Source organism: Jeotgalibacillus malaysiensis (genome assembly GCF_044789845.1).
In the GTDB taxonomy this organism is placed as follows: domain Bacteria; phylum Bacillota; class Bacilli; order Bacillales; family Jeotgalibacillaceae; genus Jeotgalibacillus; species Jeotgalibacillus malaysiensis_A.
Window position 1 is genome coordinate 665372 of sequence record NZ_CP085252.1, and the last position, 18857, is coordinate 684228.

The 18857-nt window shown below is 43.7% G+C and carries 20 protein-coding genes; 14 read left to right on the forward strand and 6 right to left on the reverse strand.

The window, feature by feature from the left end; all coding sequences use genetic code 11:
* Nucleotides 1-21 precede the first annotated feature (21 nt).
* From LG330_RS03810 to LG330_RS03825, 4 genes are all read left to right on the forward strand, one after another.
* Nucleotides 22-921, forward strand: a complete 900-nt coding sequence (locus tag LG330_RS03810; protein WP_404407537.1) for a diacylglycerol/lipid kinase family protein — start codon at nucleotides 22-24, stop codon at nucleotides 919-921.
* A 13-nt stretch (nucleotides 922-934) separates the two neighbouring features.
* Complete coding sequence (locus tag LG330_RS03815; protein ID WP_404407539.1) at nucleotides 935-1675, forward strand: SDR family NAD(P)-dependent oxidoreductase; 741 nt, start codon at nucleotides 935-937, stop codon at nucleotides 1673-1675.
* 117 nt (nucleotides 1676-1792) lie between these two features.
* Entirely contained in the window at nucleotides 1793-2056 is a 264-nt protein-coding gene (locus LG330_RS03820) for a DNA primase (protein WP_404407541.1), read from the forward strand.
* Between the two features lie 110 nt (nucleotides 2057-2166).
* Nucleotides 2167-2766, forward strand: coding sequence for a pyroglutamyl-peptidase I (locus LG330_RS03825; RefSeq protein WP_404407543.1), 600 nt, complete (start codon nucleotides 2167-2169; stop codon nucleotides 2764-2766).
* Nucleotides 2767-3035: 269 nt separating this feature from the next.
* Here LG330_RS03825 and LG330_RS03830 read toward each other — a convergent pair whose 3' ends face one another.
* The 3 genes from LG330_RS03830 to LG330_RS03840 form a co-directional block, all read right to left on the reverse strand.
* A complete protein-coding gene (locus LG330_RS03830; protein WP_404407545.1) occupies nucleotides 3036-3209 on the reverse strand; it encodes a hypothetical protein in 174 nt (57 codons plus the stop codon).
* A 244-nt stretch (nucleotides 3210-3453) separates the two neighbouring features.
* On the reverse strand, nucleotides 3454-4593 hold the full coding sequence (locus LG330_RS03835; RefSeq protein WP_404407547.1) for an MFS transporter: 1140 nt from the start codon (nucleotides 4591-4593) through the stop codon (nucleotides 3454-3456).
* A gap of 122 nt (nucleotides 4594-4715) precedes the next feature.
* The gene (locus LG330_RS03840; RefSeq protein ID WP_322422154.1) at nucleotides 4716-5132 is read right to left on the reverse strand and encodes an organic hydroperoxide resistance protein; all 417 of its coding nucleotides are present in this window, start codon (nucleotides 5130-5132) and stop codon (nucleotides 4716-4718) included.
* Nucleotides 5133-5460: 328 nt separating this feature from the next.
* Between LG330_RS03840 and LG330_RS03845 the strand changes: the two genes are divergently transcribed.
* From LG330_RS03845 to LG330_RS03860, 4 genes are all read left to right on the forward strand, one after another.
* Nucleotides 5461-6312 (forward strand): D-alanyl-D-alanine carboxypeptidase family protein, encoded by an 852-nt coding sequence (locus LG330_RS03845; RefSeq protein ID WP_404407549.1) that lies wholly within the window; start codon nucleotides 5461-5463, stop codon nucleotides 6310-6312.
* A gap of 149 nt (nucleotides 6313-6461) precedes the next feature.
* Nucleotides 6462-7406: an ABC transporter permease subunit gene (locus LG330_RS03850; protein ID WP_404407551.1), complete on the forward strand. Its 945-nt coding sequence runs from the start codon at nucleotides 6462-6464 to the stop codon at nucleotides 7404-7406.
* A complete protein-coding gene (locus LG330_RS03855) occupies nucleotides 7403-8293 on the forward strand; it encodes an ABC transporter permease subunit (protein ID WP_404407553.1) in 891 nt (296 codons plus the stop codon). The genes LG330_RS03850 and LG330_RS03855 overlap by 4 nt, the downstream gene beginning before the upstream one ends.
* A gap of 17 nt (nucleotides 8294-8310) precedes the next feature.
* Nucleotides 8311-9294 (forward strand): NAD-dependent epimerase/dehydratase family protein, encoded by a 984-nt coding sequence (locus LG330_RS03860; RefSeq protein WP_404407555.1) that lies wholly within the window; start codon nucleotides 8311-8313, stop codon nucleotides 9292-9294.
* Between the two features lie 378 nt (nucleotides 9295-9672).
* Here LG330_RS03860 and cls read toward each other — a convergent pair whose 3' ends face one another.
* On the reverse strand, nucleotides 9673-11136 hold the full coding sequence (gene cls, locus LG330_RS03865; RefSeq protein ID WP_404407557.1) for a cardiolipin synthase: 1464 nt from the start codon (nucleotides 11134-11136) through the stop codon (nucleotides 9673-9675).
* Between the two features lie 290 nt (nucleotides 11137-11426).
* Here cls and LG330_RS03870 point away from each other — a divergent pair, with 290 nt between their 5' ends.
* The 3 genes from LG330_RS03870 to LG330_RS03880 all read left to right on the forward strand — a co-directional run bounded on the left by LG330_RS03870 (nucleotide 11427) and on the right by LG330_RS03880 (nucleotide 14461).
* Entirely contained in the window at nucleotides 11427-11750 is a 324-nt protein-coding gene (locus LG330_RS03870; RefSeq protein WP_374097970.1) for a metal-sensitive transcriptional regulator, read from the forward strand.
* 23 nt (nucleotides 11751-11773) lie between these two features.
* Complete coding sequence (copZ, locus tag LG330_RS03875; protein ID WP_374097971.1) at nucleotides 11774-11980, forward strand: copper chaperone CopZ; 207 nt, start codon at nucleotides 11774-11776, stop codon at nucleotides 11978-11980.
* 78 nt (nucleotides 11981-12058) lie between these two features.
* Nucleotides 12059-14461: a heavy metal translocating P-type ATPase gene (locus LG330_RS03880; protein WP_404407559.1), complete on the forward strand. Its 2403-nt coding sequence runs from the start codon at nucleotides 12059-12061 to the stop codon at nucleotides 14459-14461.
* Nucleotides 14462-14700: 239 nt separating this feature from the next.
* Here LG330_RS03880 and LG330_RS03885 read toward each other — a convergent pair whose 3' ends face one another.
* Nucleotides 14701-15108: a CBS domain-containing protein gene (locus LG330_RS03885; protein WP_404407561.1), complete on the reverse strand. Its 408-nt coding sequence runs from the start codon at nucleotides 15106-15108 to the stop codon at nucleotides 14701-14703.
* Between the two features lie 262 nt (nucleotides 15109-15370).
* Between LG330_RS03885 and LG330_RS03890 the strand changes: the two genes are divergently transcribed.
* Nucleotides 15371-15505, forward strand: coding sequence for an Lmo0850 family protein (locus LG330_RS03890; protein ID WP_248782141.1), 135 nt, complete (start codon nucleotides 15371-15373; stop codon nucleotides 15503-15505).
* Between the two features lie 114 nt (nucleotides 15506-15619).
* The gene (locus LG330_RS03895; RefSeq protein WP_404407564.1) at nucleotides 15620-16522 is read left to right on the forward strand and encodes a diacylglycerol/lipid kinase family protein; all 903 of its coding nucleotides are present in this window, start codon (nucleotides 15620-15622) and stop codon (nucleotides 16520-16522) included.
* 51 nt (nucleotides 16523-16573) lie between these two features.
* On the opposite strand, the gene LG330_RS03900 is transcribed toward LG330_RS03895, so the two are convergent.
* On the reverse strand, nucleotides 16574-17755 hold the full coding sequence (locus LG330_RS03900) for an FtsW/RodA/SpoVE family cell cycle protein (RefSeq protein ID WP_404407566.1): 1182 nt from the start codon (nucleotides 17753-17755) through the stop codon (nucleotides 16574-16576).
* 232 nt (nucleotides 17756-17987) lie between these two features.
* Here LG330_RS03900 and LG330_RS03905 point away from each other — a divergent pair, with 232 nt between their 5' ends.
* A complete protein-coding gene (locus LG330_RS03905; RefSeq protein ID WP_404407568.1) occupies nucleotides 17988-18743 on the forward strand; it encodes a hypothetical protein in 756 nt (251 codons plus the stop codon).
* The last annotated feature ends 114 nt before the right edge of the window (nucleotides 18744-18857 follow it).

An 18857-nucleotide genomic window follows, 5' to 3' on the forward strand; every position in this document is an offset into this window, starting at 1 on the left:
CAATTTTAGGAGGTCTGGAGAATGCAGAAAGCAATGCTGATTTTAAACCCTTCTTCTGGTAAAGAAGAAGCGCTTGATCATAAGGAATCCGTACTTGAAGTACTGAAAGAAATGAACTATGACATTACACTGAAAGAAACAGAGAAAGAAAATGACGCCACGCAATTTGCTGAAGAGGCATGTCATGAGCGCTACGATCTTGTGGTTTCAATGGGTGGGGATGGTACATTGAATGAAACCATTACAGGCCTTGCAAAGCAGGAATACCAGCCGGCGCTTGGTATTGTTCCATTTGGAACGGTTAACGACTTTGCGCGTGCGCTGAATATTTCAATGGATCCGGAAGAAGCCATCCGGCAATTGAAGACGGCTGAAACGAAGCGTGTGGATATCGGGCGGATCAATGACCGCTACTTTATGAATATTATTGCACTCGGCGGGATCGCAGAAGCGACTTTTGGTGTATCAGTAGAACAAAAAACAAAGCTTGGTCCGCTTGCCTATATGATCGAAGGGTTTAAAACGATCCGTGAGAAAGAACCCTTTGAAGCAGACATTACACATGACGGACAGAAATGGGAGGGTAATGCGCTATTATTTTTAATGGCACTGACAAACTCTGTCGGCGGGTTTGAAAAACTGGCACCGGATGCTGAAGTCAATGATGGCCATCTGCACTGCTTTGTGATTAAAGATGTCCCACTCTATAAGCTGGTCAGTATCATGACTGCGCTACTTAAAGGTGAGCTTGAAGAAGATGAGAATGTAGCGTATTTTAAAGCAAAAGAAGTACATGTGAATTCGGATAAGGATTTGATTTCAAATGTTGACGGGGATGAAGGAGCACACGTTCCTTTAACAGTAGAAGTGTTAAGCAGACATATTCCGATTCTGTGCCCGTCAGACGATCAGAAAGAATAACAGGAGGCTAACAATGATTAAAGCAATGGTAACCGGTGGATCAAAAGGACTCGGAGCGGCAATCGTCAACCATTTAATTGACCGTGACATTGAGGTGACTGATGTATCAAGATCAGGTAACAGCAGTCTGAAAGGTAACGACCTATACAACCATCAGCAGGTGGATATGACATCACTTTCTGAATCAATGAATTTCCTGAGATCCTGGACAGAAGAGCAGAGTGATCTGACAAAACTTTATCTCATTCAAAATGCAGGCACCGTTCAGCCGATGGAAACAGTCGGAAACATGGATCCTTCCGCAATCGAAACAGCAATTGCGCTTAATTATACAGCACCGGCAGCATGGGCAAACCTCGCTTTTAAATTGGCGGAGGAAAGAGGGTTTGAACTGGTCGTTGTCAACATTACATCAGGCGCAGCGGATAAACCGAATCACGGATGGAGTGTATACGGCAGTACAAAGGCGGCGCTTAATCTTTTCACTGAAACCGCAGCGCTCGAGCAGGGTGAACAGGGCCATACAATTATTTCCTACAGCCCGAGCATTATGGATACAGGTATGCAGGAGGAAATCAGGTCAACGGATACGTCATCCTTTGCAGCAGTTCAAACCTTCCAGCAGTATAAAGAGCAGGGGAAACTGCGCAAGCCTGAAGAAGTAGGCGGCGTCCTTGTTAACATTTTACTCGATGAAAAGCTTGTGAACGGTAAGCTTTATCATGTAAATGATTACCTTCCGCCAACGAAGTGAACGATTCCTGAAATGTTTTTTAATGGGAATGTAATGTGCTTTTTACGTTTTTAAATCCACCTTTTGGGTAAAGATAGATATGAACAAAATCGAATGACCTAAAAGGAGAGGACTATAATGAATTTTAAAAAATTTATGCAGGTTGGCGCAGCAGGCGTATTAAGTTTAGGTGTATTAGCAGCATGCGGTGATGACGGAGAAGAGATGGATCCAGCAGAACCAGGCATGGAGGAAGAAGAAGCACCGATGGATGAAAACACGGATGATAACATGGAAGAGGATATGGAGGATACTGGCGATGATGCTGAAGAAGACATGGATGACGCCGGTGACGAAATGGACGAAGAAACAGATGACATGGAAGAAGAAGACACTGAATAATACGATTAACCAGCTGCATCTGTCCGCTGAGACAGGTGCAGTTTTTTAGTTTCTCTTTCGTCTTTCGAAATAAAATGATAAGCTATAAGAAAAAGAAGGGAATACATATCATGAAAACACTTTTACTAACGGGTTTTGAACCTTTTCTCCATTTTAAGAAGAATCCGACAATGGAGATCATTAAAGAATTGGATGGTCAGGTAATTGGAGAATGGAAGATAGCAGGACGCATCATGGAAGTGGATTTTAATAAATCAGGCGATCAAGTGATTGATTATTATGAAGAAGTAAATCCGGACGCAGTGATCTCACTCGGACTTGCAGGCGGACGCACTCACATTACACCTGAGAGAATTGCGATCAATTGTAATGACGGTGAGAAAGATAACAGCGGGTATGTGCCGGCTGGCGAAAAAATTGCTGCGGATGGACAGGATGGTATTTTCTCCACACTGCCGGTCAGCGATATGGTGCAGCGTCTTCATGAGAATGGATATCCAGCGAGTATTTCCAATTCTGCAGGGACCTATCTGTGCAATCATGTGATGTACAGAATGCTCTATCACCTTCAGAAAGAAGGCAGAGATATCCCGGCAGGCTTTATTCACATTCCGGCATCACATGATATGGCAGTTGAATCAAGAAGACTTCCAAGCTGGTCACAGAGTGATTTGAACGCTGCGATCAGGCTGTGTATTGAAACAATTTAGTTATATTTGATCAAATAAGGCGCTGTAACTCCAAAGCTTAGAAGTAAAAGAGAGCAGCCTGTTTAGCTCAGACTAAAAAGAATAACAATTAGTCTTAAGAAATAAAAAGTGCCGGATCATTCCGAAGACTCCTGCGGAAAAACGATCGAGAGTGCCAGTGCACTTCTGGCCCGGAAGACAGTGGTTTTCTGCCTGAGGAGGCTCGAACGTTCGTCCGCGGAAAGCGAAGGAATGATTCGGCACGGTTTATGAAATTCATCAACCTTTTTCTATGCATTCTTAATCTTATTAATCCTTTGATCGCATTTATCCAGTGTTTCCTGGATTTCATCAAGAGATGCCACAAGTGCTTCGCGGTCTCTTTGTCTCGCAGCGACCATTCTGTCAATAGAATCTATCAGTGAAAGTACATGTTCTTTATTAAAAGAAGAATCTTTTTTCATAAAAAAGCCTCCATATGTTTGTTTATTTGGCTTTGTTAAATTTGGCTGTTGATTTCCGTTTCAGGGGGACGCTTTCCGCGGCCGGGCGGTGAGCCCGCAGGCTTCGCCATAAGCCTCACACGTCCCTTCCTGCCGCAGGAGTCGCCCCCTTACGCTGCAATCACCAGCTGTGCAGAAATAACGATGACCTTTAACTAAGCTATTATTAAATAGATACGGAGGCTTCTCTATTTAAAAGGGGGTATCAGGCAATTCTTTTTTGATGCATCACAATAGACAGTATAATTGCAGGTGCGACTGCGATACTCATACCGGTAAATGCGAGACCGGATTCAATGTCGTAGAGAACTCCGCCAACCTGTGTGAGCACGGCTGCACTGAGTCCCATGCCGAGTGAAGCATAGACACCCTGTGCAGTCGGGATCAGCTGTTTATCAACTGATCTGTAAAGGTAGCGTATAAATGCGTAATGCGCCAGACCGAACGTCAGTGAATGGAACAGCTGTGTGATCAGGAAAATCCAGAGTGACGGGAATAGACCGATCAGTGCCCATCTGACTACAGCTGCAATGGATGCGATGAAAAACATAAATGCTGCAGGTCTGTTTTTGAAAAACTTATCTGCGATTGCAAAGAACACAATCTCAGATAAAACAGCAATATTTAAAATAAACCCTATGTAGGCCGTTGATACGTTCAATTCCTGAAGGTAAATAAAGCCGTAATTATAGTAAGAAGCATGAGCACCCTGAATGAGGACACAAATCGTGATAACGAGCAAGAAACCCGGTGTTTTGAATACAGCTGCATAACTGCCGCGCTTAGGGCTGACTTTTTCCTGAAGTGCATCAGGCGCATATTGAAAAGCCCCGGCGATCATCATGACTGAACCGACAACCATAACAGCAAAGATAGAAGATTCCGTCCAGATTGCTGCCACAAGACCAACCACGATTAAACCGACTGTATAGCCGATTGAACCCCATGACCTGCTTCTGCCATAGTGAATATTGTCTGTACGCATCAACAATGAAGCGTTGCTCTCCATCATTGGTAATATATTTGGATAGAATAAACTGAATAAAATCATCACGAGCATCAGTCCGGCAAAAGAATCAACAGGTATAAAAAGCATGAGAATAATTGTTGAAATCACCGGCAGCGCCTTCATTAAAAAGGCGAGTGAGAATCGCTTGCTGAGCTCCGGGAATAGAAATAATGTTGAGAATGACCGTGCAAATAATCCGGCTGCAATAATCGAGCTTGCTGCTGCAACCGTCAGATCCTTCTCAAAAACGAGCCACCCTGTCCAATATGGAAGGAAAATACCCCAGGTGAAAAAGAAAGTAAAGAAATTAATAGAAAGCCAGGATTGTGCTTTCATCTGATCACGCTCCATTCGACAAATGAAAGTTTGCCATGAGCTAGTATAGCACAATTTAATAAAATATTAAGCCAAATAAAAACTGCCGGGAGCAAATATCCACTCCCGGCAGCTGATCAGTATTATACGGCTTTAATCTCTAAATCAACATCAATATTTCCGCGTGTTGCCTTTGAATAAGGGCAGAAATCATGTGCTTTTTTCAACAGTTCTTCAGCCTCATCCTGTGAGACGCCGCTCACTTCTACTTCAAGCTTCACGGAAATTTTCACACCGTCATCTTTTTCATCCTTGTTCAGACTCACATGCGCAGTCGTAGTGGAATCCACTTTTTTACCCGCATTTTTCGCCATGAGATTAAATGCACCATCGAAGCATGCTGAATAGCCGGCTGCAAATAATTGCTCGGGATTCGATTTACCTTCCGGATCCTGACCGTCACCTGGCATTGCCAGATCTAGCTGGATTAAATCATCTGAAGATTTCACATGTCCATTTCTACCATTCTTAGCAGTTGCAGTACTCGTCAAAATTGCCATCAATCTCATCTCCATTTCAAGTATTAATTAATTTTAACTACTCTTTTATGATTCACTATTAAGTGTGTAATTAAACATTCTTCTAAAGTTGCAAGTTAAATATAGTGTCTTCCAAGCGATAGAAATACCTCGTATGATTGAGCTAACATAGGTGAACGGAGCGTAGGGCAACAACCGTCCGGAAAGCGTCCGCCCGAAGCACAGTGAATCGGTTCAAAAGTAAATTCCAAATATTTAAAGACATTTCCCGAATTACTACATAGATCACTACTTTTTTGATAAACTGAAAGAATGTATAGAAACGCATGTAGAAAGGGACCTGAACAGCATGAGACTGGAAAATAACCAAAAAAAGAGAAGAACTAAATGGTGGGTCGCACTCGGCGCAACAGTCACAATTTTAGCCGGTGCTTCATTAGGCGCCTTGAGCGCATATAACTGGTCTCCTGAAGAAACAATCGAAGGCCTGTTTGGCACATCAATTCAACAATCATTTACACAAAAAAATCATGAAGAACGCAATATAGATGAAGACGTGAAAGAGATTACCAGAACAGAGAGTAATGAAGAAACGGAGGAACCATCAGCGCCGGAAGATGGCGCTGATGACAGTCAAACTGCATATCCTGATGAACCGGAAAGGACGCCTGAGACGATGGAAGAGCCTATTTATATAAAAGGAGTACTGATCGCAAATAAACAATACCCTCTCCCGACAGATTATGCGCCGGGAGAAGACCCGGAAGCACGTGCAGCATATGACGAGATGCAGGCGGCTGCCGCAGAAGCTGGTCAAAGCCTTGTCGCATTCAGTACATTCAGATCATATGAGTATCAAACTGAACTCTACAACAGATATGTGGAGCAGCACGGTCAAGAGGAAGCAGACCGCTTCAGTGCAAGACCTGGTTATTCAGAACATCAGACCGGACTCGGCTTTGATATCGGGGCTGAGGATCAGGAAGAACATTGGGCAAGCGATAGCTTTAAGGATACAAAGGAAGCAAAATGGCTCGCTGAAAACGCTCATCAATTCGGATTTATTCTTCGCTATCCGGCAGGGAAAGAGCACATTACAGGCTATCAGTATGAATCATGGCACTTCCGCTATCTTGGAGAAGAACTTGCTACAGAGATATATAACAGCGGGTTAACATTGGAAGAATATCTGGGTATTTAAATTAAATATTTCCTGGGAAATGTGAAAAAAGACTGAAGGGCATAGGCTGCCATTCAGTCTTTTTAACTGCCCGTTAATTCTCTTAGTTTCCCTAAACAAATTTTTCCGTTATACTACTATTCAGAAGAGTCAAATAATGGAGGATCTAAATGGGGAACAGGGTTTTGAAATTACTTATACAATGGGTGGCAGCGTTCGTTGTATTAATGCTTTTATTATTGTTGCCGAGAGACATGGAAATAGAGTCCGGACCATCAGGGGAATTTGTGGCTGCACATTATCAATACTCTGTCAGTGCACACGTTGAGAGTGTGAAAGAATTTCTCGCGCCAATATTGAATGGAGAAGGACTTGGTAGTGACCGGTATAACAGATCATTTTTCGGTCACGCGTGGGAAATGATGCAGCGCAGTCTGTGGCTTATTATTCCTGCATTTTTTATTAGTATTTTAGCAGGTGTCGCAAAAGGGGTATTTGATTTCAGGACGCGTCATGGAAAGAGAAAAGTTGTTGGGCTTCAAACCACATGGCTTGGACTATCTGTACCTGATCTTGTATTTATCGTATTTATTCAGATGACACTGATGTATTTGAATGTAAACGGCATTATCACAGGATTGAGTCTATACAGCGCAGGGAATCCGGAAGCTGTTGTGATGAACGTGATTTACTTATCCGTTTTTCCGATGTTTTATCTGGCAAATGTTACTTTCCAGGCACTAAGTGACGAGAATGGAGCAGAGTATATCAGGACGGCCAGGGCAAAAGGTGTTTCTTCTTATAAGTTGCTATACATACATATGCTCAGAAACGGACTGGCGAAAATTTTCGTTCACACAAATACGATTGTACTCTACTTATTATCAAATCTTTTTGTCATCGAGTATCTCACGCAATATAAAGGAGCTGCTTATTACTTTAAGGAATATGTCACCGTATCAACGAGAATTGTAGATGGGCAGTCACTCGGGCTGAACGAAGGGGCAATTGCCGCATTTACTTTCTTTTTCACGGTACTCATTCTGCTTGCCGGGCTGATCAGTCAGGTCGCAAGGGCATTTCTGCTCCCTCACGAAAGAGGTGGTGAGGGATGAATAAGCATCTGACAATTGGGAGCGTTATGCTTTTATTATTGCTCATTCTTACATTTATAGGACCGCTTTTACCTGCGGTGGATAGCGGTATTTCACAGGAAGGCGCACGTTTTACAGATGCGGGTATCGAGGTGCCACCTTTCCCGCCTTCAGCTGAGGATCCGCTCGGAAGCGACAGAGAGGGCAGGGATGTATTAAGTCTGATCGTTGCCGGGGCCAAGGAAACGTTTATGGTTATTTTGACAATTGTCATCATCCGCTTCCTCGTATCTGCAGTGCTTGGGATTGGAAGCTTTTATTCTCAGACAATCAGAGGGTTTCTCTCGATCTGGAGCCAGCTGTTTTCCTTTATGCCGCCAATCTTTTTTGTTGTATTCTTTTCAGGATTGCCTTTCGTGATCTTTTCAGAGCATCGTCAGATCTGGCTGATTGTTATCATTGCGGCTGTTGAGGTAGGCAGAACAGGTGATATGATCAAAACATCCATGGATTACAGTGCGAAAAAGCCTTTCTTTGAGGCAGGCATTGTAGCGGGCTGTTCACAGTGGACATTATTTAAAAGCTACTTCTGGCCGCAGCTGCGTCTGACCATTGTGACCAATTTTATCAGTGACCTGGGAAGAACGCTTTTCCTGCTCGCTCAGTTTGCGGTGATTGGTATATACCTTCAGAACGCATTCTGGTCGATTCGGGGCGGTGGAGTGGAGACAGTAAACAATTCATTTATTTGGCCGTCACTTTTTATCAATATACACCATGATGTATTCTCAGCTGAGTGGGTCGTTCTTTCAACTGTCACTGTGATTACTTTTACAATGATTACCTTCTATTTATTAAGCAGTGGAATCAGACATTATTATCAGAAAAAATACCATCAATCCGGATAAAAGGAGTGTCAATCCAAATGAAACTGTTAATTTTAGGCGGAACAAAATTTCTTGGCAGACATATTGCTGAGAGTGCAGTGAATAAAGGACATAATGTGACATTATTTAACCGAGGGCAAACGAACACAAATCTGTTTGCTGACGCTGAAAAGCTGACAGGAGACCGTAATGGAGATCTATCTGCTCTCGAAAAAGGTTCATGGGATGCTGTCATTGATGTATCAGGCTATACGCCATCACAGGTTAGAAAAACAGCAGAAATGCTAAAAGGAAGAGTAAAACAATATACATTAATCTCCACCATTTCTGTCTACGAAGATTATGCAAACGGTCCAGCCGTTGAAGGTGTGACGAAGCTCGCTGAACTCCAAGAAGAGACTGAGGAAGTGAACGGAGCATCATATGGTCCGTTGAAGCAGCAGAGTGAAGAGGTAGTGAAAGAGCTGTATGGCGATCATGCACTGATCATCAGACCTGGATTAATTGTCGGGCCTCATGATCCAACAGACCGCTTTACTTATTGGGTATGGCGTGCGCAGCAGGGCGGTACTGCACTTGCGCCTGGGAAACCTGAGCGGAAAGTACAGTGGATTGATGTCAGGGATTTAAGTGAATGGGCGATTCATATGATTGAGAATCACGAATCAGGCACCTATAATGCTGCAGGTGGTGATCCACTTCCCACAATGGAGAAGTATCTGGACACTGCTAAAAAAGTTGCGAATGCTGATGTTACATATCAGTGGGTAAGTGATAATGTGCTGACAAAACATGAAGCCGGACCATTTGTCGAAGTGCCATTCTGGCTGCCGGTCACAGAGCAATACCCGGATGGTTTTTTACTTGCGGATGCTTCAAAAGCGGTTGATAAGGGGTTAACCTTCAGGCCGCTTGAAGAAACAATCAGCGATACGCTGCTATGGTTGAACGAGCGTAAAGATCATGAGTGGCAGGCAGGGCTGTCAAAAGACCGGGAGCGAAAACTGCTGAATGAAAATTAATTGATTTTTCTGAAAATATGTTATAATGAGGTTAAATATCTGCGGGGGTGGAAAAAATGAACCGTATTTCGCGGGCGGGGTATATCTTCACGGCTTTGCATACGTTGTTTTTCCTTAACCTGACTTTTGACTTCATCATGTTTTACTGAAAAAAGAGCTGACTCCTTTAAAAGGGAATCAGCTCTTTTTCATAATTACCTTATTAAAACGGGGTGGTGATTGCAGCGAGAGGGGGACGCTTTCCGCGGCCGGGCGGTGAGCCCGCAGGCTTCGCCATGCTCGGTCTCACACGTCCCTTCCTGCCACAGGAGTCGCCCCCTACCGCTTCAATCACCAGCTGTGCAAAACTATAATTGTTTTTTTATACTGAATAATAAATTACAAAATTGGTGACAACAGCCTTGAAATCGATTCTTTAAACTTAATCAGATTCGAACGCTGCTGGTAAAGCTCCGGTGTCAGCTCTGTGCAGTCCTTCATATCCTCTTCAAATACCATTGCGAGTGAAGTAGCTGTTTCCTGATGATACAGGAATGCATTCACTTCAAAGTTCAAGCTGAAGCTGCGAAGGTCAATGTTGGCTGTTCCAACAGATGCTGCTTCATCATCAGTCACGAGTGTTTTTGCGTGAATAAATCCTTTTTCATAAATATAAATACGTGCGCCTGCTTTCATGAGTTCTCCTACATGAGAATAGGTAGCCCAGTACACAAACATATGATCGGGCTTATTTGGAATCATGATTCTCACATCGATTCCAGAGAGCGCTGCAACCTTCAGTGCATCGAGTAAGCTGACATCCGGAATAAAATATGGCGTCTGGATATAGACATACTTGTCAGCGTTGTTGATCAGCTTCAGATAACCGGTTTTAATCTGTTCCCAATCTGAGTCGGGACCACTTGAGACAATCTGCATGGACACGTCACCTTTTTGCGGAATTGGCGGGAAGTATACATCAGAATATTCGATATCATAGCGGTGTGATGCCTGATTCCAGTCCAGGATGAATCGTGTCTGAAGCGGGTGAAGGGCACTTCCTTCTATTCTTAAATGTGTATCACGCCAGTAGCCGAACCGCGCGTCCAGTCCAAGATATTCATCTCCGATATTAAAGCCGCCGATATACCCCACACGCCCATCAATAATCGAAATTTTCCGGTGGTTCCGGTAATTCAGCCTCGGGTTAATAATCGGTACCTTTGAAGGGAAGAACGCTTCGACTTCGCCCCCGGCAGCGCGCAGCTCCCGGAAGTACCGTTTTGTGAGACCGCGGGACCCCATGTCATCATAAAGTACTCTGACCTTCACACCCTGCTTCGCTTTTTTTACAAGCAGTTTGTAAAGCTCACGCCCAAGGTTATCACGTCTCAGGATGTAAGTCTGAATATGGATATGATCTTTCGCATGATCAATATCATCAAACAGCACTTTAAATTTTTCTCTACCATCCACCAGAATCTCAACCTGATTATCCTGTGTGAGGACAGCATCGTTGTTTACCAGCTGCATGTAAATCAGGTCCTTCATTTTTTCTGTTTCCTCAGATTTAAAATGAAATTTCCGTTCATGAATCGCATCGATCTGATAGCGGATCAGCTGTTCAATCCCGACTCGCTTTCTACCTTCCCAATTAAAAAGGTGTTTTTTACGAAGGCTGCGTCCAAATAGCAGATACAGTGCGAACCCTGCTACAGGGATAAAGAACAGAACCATCAGCCATGCCCAAGTTGCACTGGCATCTTTTCTTTCCAAAAAGATCAGGATCCCTGCAAAGACAAAGTTTAATATAAATACAAGTCCTACAAAAATTGAGATCCAGTCAAAGGAGTTAAAGTCCATATTCAGCCCCTGCCTATCTGTTAATTTCTTCTTTTATATATTATACGCATAATCAGACATAATCTCTAATAACGAATGACCGGAATGAAAGTTTCATTTCTCATTAATTTTCCTATTTCACAATATTTACAATTATTTGACTGATTGTTGCGTTAAAGTATTGAAATGTCTCTCAGTATAAGATACTTTTGATATATAAGAAAAAGAGCATTCAGACTTTTTTGTTGAATACCACATAGGGGTATGTTAAAATAAAAATGACAAGAATGCAGTGCAGGGAGGGAATGTGTTTGGAAGCTACTGAGCTTAACGAGCATACGCATTGTGGAAGTGAACGTAAGAGTCATCATTCAGAGGATATGAAGAAAAACCTTCAGACGCGTCTGAACCGGATTGAAGGACAAGTGCGCGGGATCAAAGGCATGATTGAAAAGGATACGTATTGCGATGATGTCATCACACAGATCGCAGCAACGCAGTCTGCACTGAACAGCGTATCAAAACTGCTTCTCGAAGGACACATGAAAAGCTGCATCGTGGACCGGATCCAGGAAGGTGACCTCGAGGTTGTTGATGAACTACTTGTCACGATGAAACGGTTAATGAAGAAATAAATCATAATCAGGAGGAATACAGCATGTCTCAAGTAACATTGAATGTAGAAGGAATGTCATGTCAGCACTGTGTAAAAGCCGTTGAATCCAACGTTGGTGAAATGAGCGGCGTAGATTCAGTCAAGGTTCACCTTGATCAGGGAACAGTAGATGTCGATTACCAGGAGTCATCAGTTACAGTCGATCAGATCAAAGACGTAATTGAAGACCAAGGGTATGACGTGAAATAAAGGAACGTGCGCAGTCAATCTGCGCATTTTCTTAAGTAATTAATATACCCCATATAGGTATGAGAGGAGGGGTCTGATATGGCTGAAAAAGAATTAAACATTACCGGCATGACGTGTGCAGCCTGCTCTACGCGAGTTGAAAAAGGGTTGAACCGGATGGATGGTATGGAAAAAGCAAATGTTAACCTGGCACTCGAACGTGCAACAGTTTCCTATGATCCTGATAAGCTGACGCTAAATGAGATTCAGGATAAAGTCTCAAGCCTCGGCTACGGTGTGTCGGTGAAAAGAGAAGAATTTGATATTACCGGCATGACGTGTGCAGCGTGTTCTGCACGTGTTGAAAAAGGGCTGAACCGTTTAGAAGGCGTGAAGAGTGCCACAGTCAATCTTGCACTCGAACAGGCAACGGTGGAGTACACAGAAGGCGTACTGTCTGTAGAAGATATTATTGGAAGAGTAGAGAAAATTGGCTATGGTGCAACCCGTAAAGAGGACCGTGCACCTGAGGAGGATCATCGCCAGACAGAGATTAAGCGCCAGCAGAAACGGTTCTTATTTTCACTGATTTTTGCAGTGCCGCTGCTGTGGACGATGGTCGGACACTTTTCATTTACCGAATGGATGTACGTACCGGATATGCTGATGAATCCATGGGTGCAGATGGCACTCGCTACACCGGTTCAATTTATTGTAGGTGCCCCGTTCTATACAGGTGCATATAAAGCGCTTCGTAACGGAAGTGCGAATATGGATGTGCTAGTCGCGCTCGGAACGTCGGCTGCATATTTCTACAGTGTGTACCTGGCGATACAGAGTCTATCAATGCCCGGACACATGATGGGACTTTATTTTGAGACGAGTGCCGTATTAATTACACTGATCGTACTCGGCAAGCTTTTTGAAGCGAAAGCGAAAGGCAGATCATCTGAAGCGATTAAAAAGCTGATGGGTCTGCAGGCTAAAACGGCTTTTGTCATCCGTGACGGTGAAGAAGTGGAGATTCCGCTTGAACGAGTAAAAGCAGGTGATCTGCTTGCTGTACGCCCGGGTGAAAAAATTCCGGTGGACGGCATCATTCGTGAAGGGCAGTCCGCTGTAAATGAATCTATGATTACAGGAGAAAGTGTACCGGTTGATAAAACAGCAGGTGACGCGGTCATCGGGTCAACAATTAATCAGCAGGGATTTCTAAAAGTGGAAGCAGTAAAGGTAGGCAAAGACACTGCCCTTGCCCAGATTATCCGTGTCGTCGAGCAGGCCCAGGGCTCTAAAGCGCCGATTCAGCGGCAGGCAGACCGGATTTCAGGGATCTTTGTGCCAATCGTTGTCGGGATCGCCATCGTTACATTTATCGTCTGGATTTCACTTATCTCACCTGGTGAAGTAGCACCGGCACTTGAAGCAACAATCTCAGTACTCGTCATCGCATGCCCATGTGCGCTTGGCCTTGCCACTCCAGTTTCCATTATGGCGGGCTCAGGACGCTCTGCTGAAGCAGGTATCCTGTTTAAAGGCGGGGAACACCTTGAAGCAGCTCAGGGAATTGATACAGTTGTGCTTGATAAAACAGGGACTGTGACAAAAGGTGAACCGGTTTTAACAGATGTAACGCCTTTAAATGACTGGTCAGAAGAAGACCTGCTGACTTTTGCAGGTGCAGCAGAAGCAGGGTCTGAACACCCGTTAGCAAAAGCAATCGTCAACGGTGTGCGTGAGCGCTATATCTCATTGCCTGAAGCAGCCTCATTTGAAGCGGTGTCAGGGTTTGGTATCCGAGCAACAGTGAGTGACAGAAAAGTGCTCGCAGGAACGAGAAAACTGATGAAGCAGGAAAACGTGGATGTTTCAGAGGTGGAAGAACAGATGCTTTCACTTGAAGAAAAAGGCCGCACCGCAATGCTGATCGCAGTTGACGGTCAATTAGCGGGGATTGTGGCAGTCGCAGATACAATCAAAGAGACGTCAAAAGAAGCAGTCGACCGTCTGAAGAAAATGGGTCTTAACGTGATCATGATGACTGGTGATAATGAACGGACTGCCCGTGCAATTGCACATGAAGCAGGAATTGAGGAAGTCATTTCTGAAGTGCTGCCTGACGAAAAAGCAGATGAAATTATTAAGCTGCAGCAGCAGGGACGAACCGTTGCAATGGTTGGTGACGGTATTAATGACGCGCCTGCACTTGCAACTGCAGATACAGGTATGGCAATCGGTACAGGAACAGATGTTGCAATGGAAGCAGCTGATATCACACTGATCCGGGGAGATCTGAACAGCATTGCAGATGCTATCATGATGAGCCGTAAAACGATGAAAAACATCCGCCAGAATCTGTTCTGGGCATTCGGATACAATACACTCGGTATCCCGATCGCGGCAATCGGACTGCTTGCCCCTTGGGTAGCAGGCGCTGCAATGGCATTCAGTTCAGTGTCCGTTGTATTAAATGCTTTGCGTCTTCAGAGAGTAAAACTGTAATTGAAAAAGCCTTTCAGCGAGATTTTTAGCTGAAAGGCTTTTTTGTTCCATTTGAATGAGTCGAAGACTGTATCTGGGCTGGGTGAGTGACGTGAAATCCCATTTGAGTGCTGTGCCAACTCATTTGAGTGCCGCAACGTGCCGTCCACGTTCATTTGAGTGACGTATCCGCTCAATTGGGTGCTGTAACACAACACTTGAGTACCGTCCCATCCGCTGCCACTGTCCCCACTATTCAATCAAGGCTGCGAAATATCACTCAGCGTATCGCCGGCTTTATCATCCGACTGCGGATTCACAGCAAGATCCCCAAGTGAGACAAGCCCGATCACCTGACCATTTTCAATAACAGGCAGACGGCGCACCTGGGCAGATGCCATCAGATCAGCTGCATGTTCAGCAGGAGTTTCTGGTGTGACATGGATTAATTCATGGGTCATCACCTGATCGACTGTCTGATTTTTATGCTCAGCAACTCCGCGGATCACAATGTCCCTGTCTGTCAGCATACCGGCCGGACTACCATTTTCATCAAGCACCGGCAATACGCCAATATTATGTTCCTTCATCAGTTCAGCTGCAGTTTCCACCGTATCGTTTACGTGGCATGTGTAAATCTCATCTGTCATAACTTCTTTGATATTCACTTGTTCCACCTCCAAATTTTGTACGCCATTATTATTTCACTGAAATGAATGTTTATGCACAGACGGTGTCATTTTGATAAATGTGTTGATTTAATTAATTTTTTTGATTTTTGAGGTTAATCTTTCTACTCAGGTGGTATGATAATCGTAATGAAACTTATTTAGAAAAATAAGCTCACAAATTAAAAATTGTTGAAACTTTATGAAACGATTATTCGTATATTTACTCATACAAACTCTATTGCGGGAGAGGTGCTCACACATGTCAAGAAACAGGGAAGGCATCAAGGAATTGATGACAAAAATGACTGAAGTAGGCGTTAAGATCACCACTACAAAATCACGTCTTGAAATACTTGAAGCTGTCAAGGAACCTCATCAGGTCTCAGGTACATGATCAGCTGAATGACGAAAGGTGCTCATTGATGGAGGACCTTTTTTTATTTGAGGATTTTTATCGCAATTTAAGGGAATATACATAACAAATCAGTAAGGCAGAGGAGGTGCAAAAATGTTTCAAAAAGCAATGCTCATTTACAACGGTAATGCAGGACAGCGTGACGCGGAGAAAATTCTGAGTCAGACAGCACCAATTCTGGCCTCAAAGATTCCAATGCTGTTTTTATATCAGACGCAAAAGCCGGGAGATGCAGAACATTTTTGTCGTCAGCACGGAGAAGAAGTGGAGCTGGTCATAATCATGGGCGGGGATGGTACGGTCCATGAAGCGATCAACGGACTTGCGCCGCTTGATAAAAGGCCGTGTCTTGCCATCCTGCCGGCGGGAACCTGTAACGATTTTGCAAGGTCGCTTGATATTCCACTGAACCTGAAGCAGGCTGCAGAGCTGATTGCATTTAGCGGTATGGAAAAAGAGGTGGACCTTGTCGCAACTAACCACCGTTATTTCAGTAATTTTTGGGGAACGGGGCTGATTGCTGCAGCTTCTGAAAGTATAGATGATGCCTCTAAAGGTATGTTCGGACGCTTCAGCTATTATATGAGTGCGCTGAAAACATTGTCAGAACAGGACCGGTTCAATGTAAAACTCGAATTCGATGATCGGGTAATCGAAGAAGAAGCAGTGATGCTTTTATTCATGAATGGAAAATCAATCGGTGCAACTGAATTCCCGATGGACTCCATTCAGATGAATGACGGGCTGATCAACATACTTGTCGTAAAAGAAGCAGGCTTTACGCTGCTAAAAGAAATTTTCACTGCCAAAACCTCAGTTGACTGGGAAGAGGATGAAACCACCATTACACAGTATAAAACATCCAGTTGCAGGGTAACGCTTAATACGACAAAAACCATTGACCTGGACGGGGAACATTATAAAGGAGATCACGACGAAATCACCGTACTTAAAAACCATATATCTGTGATTGTGCCGACGCCTGAAGCACAGTGAACCGGATTCAAATAAAAACGTGTTAAAAGCACTCAGCTTTTAACACGTTTTTTAATCCTCATCTTCACTTGAGAACATATAAGTGCGATGGTGGAATTTCATTGAGAACAATAGTCCAAGCGCAAACAGTGTACCAATCAGCGAGCTTCCCCCGTAGCTGATCAGCGGCAGCGGGATACCTGTAATCGGCAGCAGCTGAATCGTCATCCCGATATTCTGGAATACGTGGAAGGTAATCATACTGATGACACCTGCACACACATACACATTGAACTGGCTCTTCGTCTCAAGCGCAACCTTTGTTAAATGGTAAATCAGCAGGAAAAATAAGCTGACCACAATACTTGCACCGATGAAGCCATATTCTTCACCGATAACGGCAAAAATAAAGTCAGTATGATTATCCGGCACGTAGACCTGACGATCCTGATACCCTTTACCAAAAATTTCGCCTGAGCCGATCGCACTCATTGCAGTCGTCAGCTGGTATGCATCCCCTGACGCATAGCTGTAAGGGTCAAGCCACGAATAAATTCTCCGGAGCTGGTAGTCTTCAAAAAAGCGCTCCATTAAATCCCGTCTGAAAAGCACGAGGTAAATCGCCGTTGAAGCCACAACCGCTACAGATGAAAAAGTCGGCAGTAGCAGCTTCCACGTAATACCAGATACAAGAATAATCCCGACTGTAATTGCTACGAATACAAGCATTGTACCAAGGTCGGGCTGCTCATTGATCAGAACGAGCGGAATTCCGGAGACCAGGCCAATTTTTACAAGCAGCCACAGGTCACTTTTTAAATCTCTGTTCACAAAAGCTTCGTTGTGGGAAGCAACGACTCTTGCCAGCACAATCACTGTAAAAGTCTTCATAAACTCAGAAGGCTGTAATGTCCCAATGACAGGGAAGTTATACCAGCTATATGCACCGTTTCTATAAGGAACAATACTTTCAGGGAGCACAAGCAGCCCGACTAAAAGAACGATCCCGAATCCGTATAAAAACCAGGCCATTTTTCTATATTGATCCATGTCAAAATACATCATCATGCCAATTAGTACGAACCCGACAATATAGATCATACCCTGCCTGATTGCAAAGTTCGTGCCGACTGCAGCGTACTGACCCGTTGTCTGGGCAGAAGAAATCGCTAGTACACTAGCGATCATAAATAAAATCAACAGTGACGCAAGGGTCCAGTCAATTCTGTCTGAAAAGTGTTTATTTGTATTCAATCTATTCACCTGAATTCTAATTTTTCCTCTAATAAACAATGCTTTCAGCGTATCAGATTATTCACTGTTTCACAATTCACTAGAAGTCACAACGCTGTAAATTTAATCAATACTTTTGTCACAGCTGTCACAATTAATAGACGAATGAGCATCAGGAAAAGTTTCTTTTTCTCCTTTTTCAAACTATTTGATACAATGAGAAAATAAGAGGTTATTGTGAGGAGATGATGACATGAAAAACCAGGGCTGGATTTACCTTCACCTGAATACAGCTCAGGACTTTGCGATGTCCAGCGGTATCGATATGAAAGACTTTTATCATGCATTATCAGACAGAGTTCATCATCTGCTCCTTTTGAAGCATAAATTTGAGCAGTCTTCTTTCAATATGCATACGTATCTTGAATATGTGCACGAGCAGGAAGTACAGGATCTTATCAAAGATGACATCTCAGCTTACGGAGAATTTTGCTGGATTGATTTTGAGGATGAAGCAGGCGTGGATGAAATGAGTGCCCAGGAGCTTGCAGAGCTTTTATATATGGGGCATATGAAATATCACCTGAACATGCCATTTTACAAAAAGCTAAACAACCGGTTTGTTTATCTCTCAACAGAGGACGGAATGCTGAACCGTGTATACTACAAGGACTGGACAGACTTCTTTCTAATGATCGGTGAAGTCATTCCTGAAAAAATGGCAGGACGTAAAAATCCGAAACTGCTTCAATGGAAAAAAGAAAAACAGCTTCCACCTATTCCAAAGGAAGTTGTCATGACAATCTCGCATCTGCTGAGAGAAGGGATTGTCATTTCATTTCAGCATGGTGTCATTAATAAAGGAAAAGTCGAAGTGCCGGTGTGGGTTGCCGGTGATTATGCAAATATGGATGACCTGCAGGAAGATATGCAGAAAAAATATAAGAGAGAACCGTCAGCCGTGTTTTCCTATGACAGGAAGACAAAGGAATGGACAGCGGCGCTCTGAACACACAAGCACTTGCATCAGGCAAGTGCTTATTTTAATAATAAGGGAAGTTTGTAATACACCTGACAGAAAAACTGAGGATAAAAGAATAGTATAGAGCCCGGGCTAAAACTC

What these genes read in the sequence shown, in the direction of transcription:
- LG330_RS03810 (WP_404407537.1), top strand. Translation starts at nt 22, where the DNA reads ATGCAGAAAGCAATGCTGATTTTAAACCCTTCTTCTGGTAAAGAAGAA.
- LG330_RS03815 (WP_404407539.1), top strand. Translation starts at nt 935, where the DNA reads ATGATTAAAGCAATGGTAACCGGTGGATCAAAAGGACTCGGAGCGGCA.
- LG330_RS03820 (WP_404407541.1), top strand. Translation starts at nt 1,793, where the DNA reads ATGAATTTTAAAAAATTTATGCAGGTTGGCGCAGCAGGCGTATTAAGT.
- LG330_RS03825 (WP_404407543.1), top strand. Translation starts at nt 2,167, where the DNA reads ATGAAAACACTTTTACTAACGGGTTTTGAACCTTTTCTCCATTTTAAG.
- LG330_RS03830 (WP_404407545.1), bottom strand. Translation starts at nt 3,209, where the DNA reads ATGAAAAAAGATTCTTCTTTTAATAAAGAACATGTACTTTCACTGATA.
- LG330_RS03835 (WP_404407547.1), bottom strand. Translation starts at nt 4,593, where the DNA reads ATGAAAGCACAATCCTGGCTTTCTATTAATTTCTTTACTTTCTTTTTC.
- LG330_RS03840 (WP_322422154.1), bottom strand. Translation starts at nt 5,132, where the DNA reads ATGGCAATTTTGACGAGTACTGCAACTGCTAAGAATGGTAGAAATGGA.
- LG330_RS03845 (WP_404407549.1), top strand. Translation starts at nt 5,461, where the DNA reads ATGAGACTGGAAAATAACCAAAAAAAGAGAAGAACTAAATGGTGGGTC.
- LG330_RS03850 (WP_404407551.1), top strand. Translation starts at nt 6,462, where the DNA reads ATGGGGAACAGGGTTTTGAAATTACTTATACAATGGGTGGCAGCGTTC.
- LG330_RS03855 (WP_404407553.1), top strand. Translation starts at nt 7,403, where the DNA reads ATGAATAAGCATCTGACAATTGGGAGCGTTATGCTTTTATTATTGCTC.
- LG330_RS03860 (WP_404407555.1), top strand. Translation starts at nt 8,311, where the DNA reads ATGAAACTGTTAATTTTAGGCGGAACAAAATTTCTTGGCAGACATATT.
- cls (WP_404407557.1), bottom strand. Translation starts at nt 11,136, where the DNA reads ATGGACTTTAACTCCTTTGACTGGATCTCAATTTTTGTAGGACTTGTA.
- copZ (WP_374097971.1), top strand. Translation starts at nt 11,774, where the DNA reads ATGTCTCAAGTAACATTGAATGTAGAAGGAATGTCATGTCAGCACTGT.
- LG330_RS03880 (WP_404407559.1), top strand. Translation starts at nt 12,059, where the DNA reads ATGGCTGAAAAAGAATTAAACATTACCGGCATGACGTGTGCAGCCTGC.
- LG330_RS03890 (WP_248782141.1), top strand. Translation starts at nt 15,371, where the DNA reads ATGTCAAGAAACAGGGAAGGCATCAAGGAATTGATGACAAAAATGACT.
- LG330_RS03895 (WP_404407564.1), top strand. Translation starts at nt 15,620, where the DNA reads ATGTTTCAAAAAGCAATGCTCATTTACAACGGTAATGCAGGACAGCGT.
- LG330_RS03905 (WP_404407568.1), top strand. Translation starts at nt 17,988, where the DNA reads ATGAAAAACCAGGGCTGGATTTACCTTCACCTGAATACAGCTCAGGAC.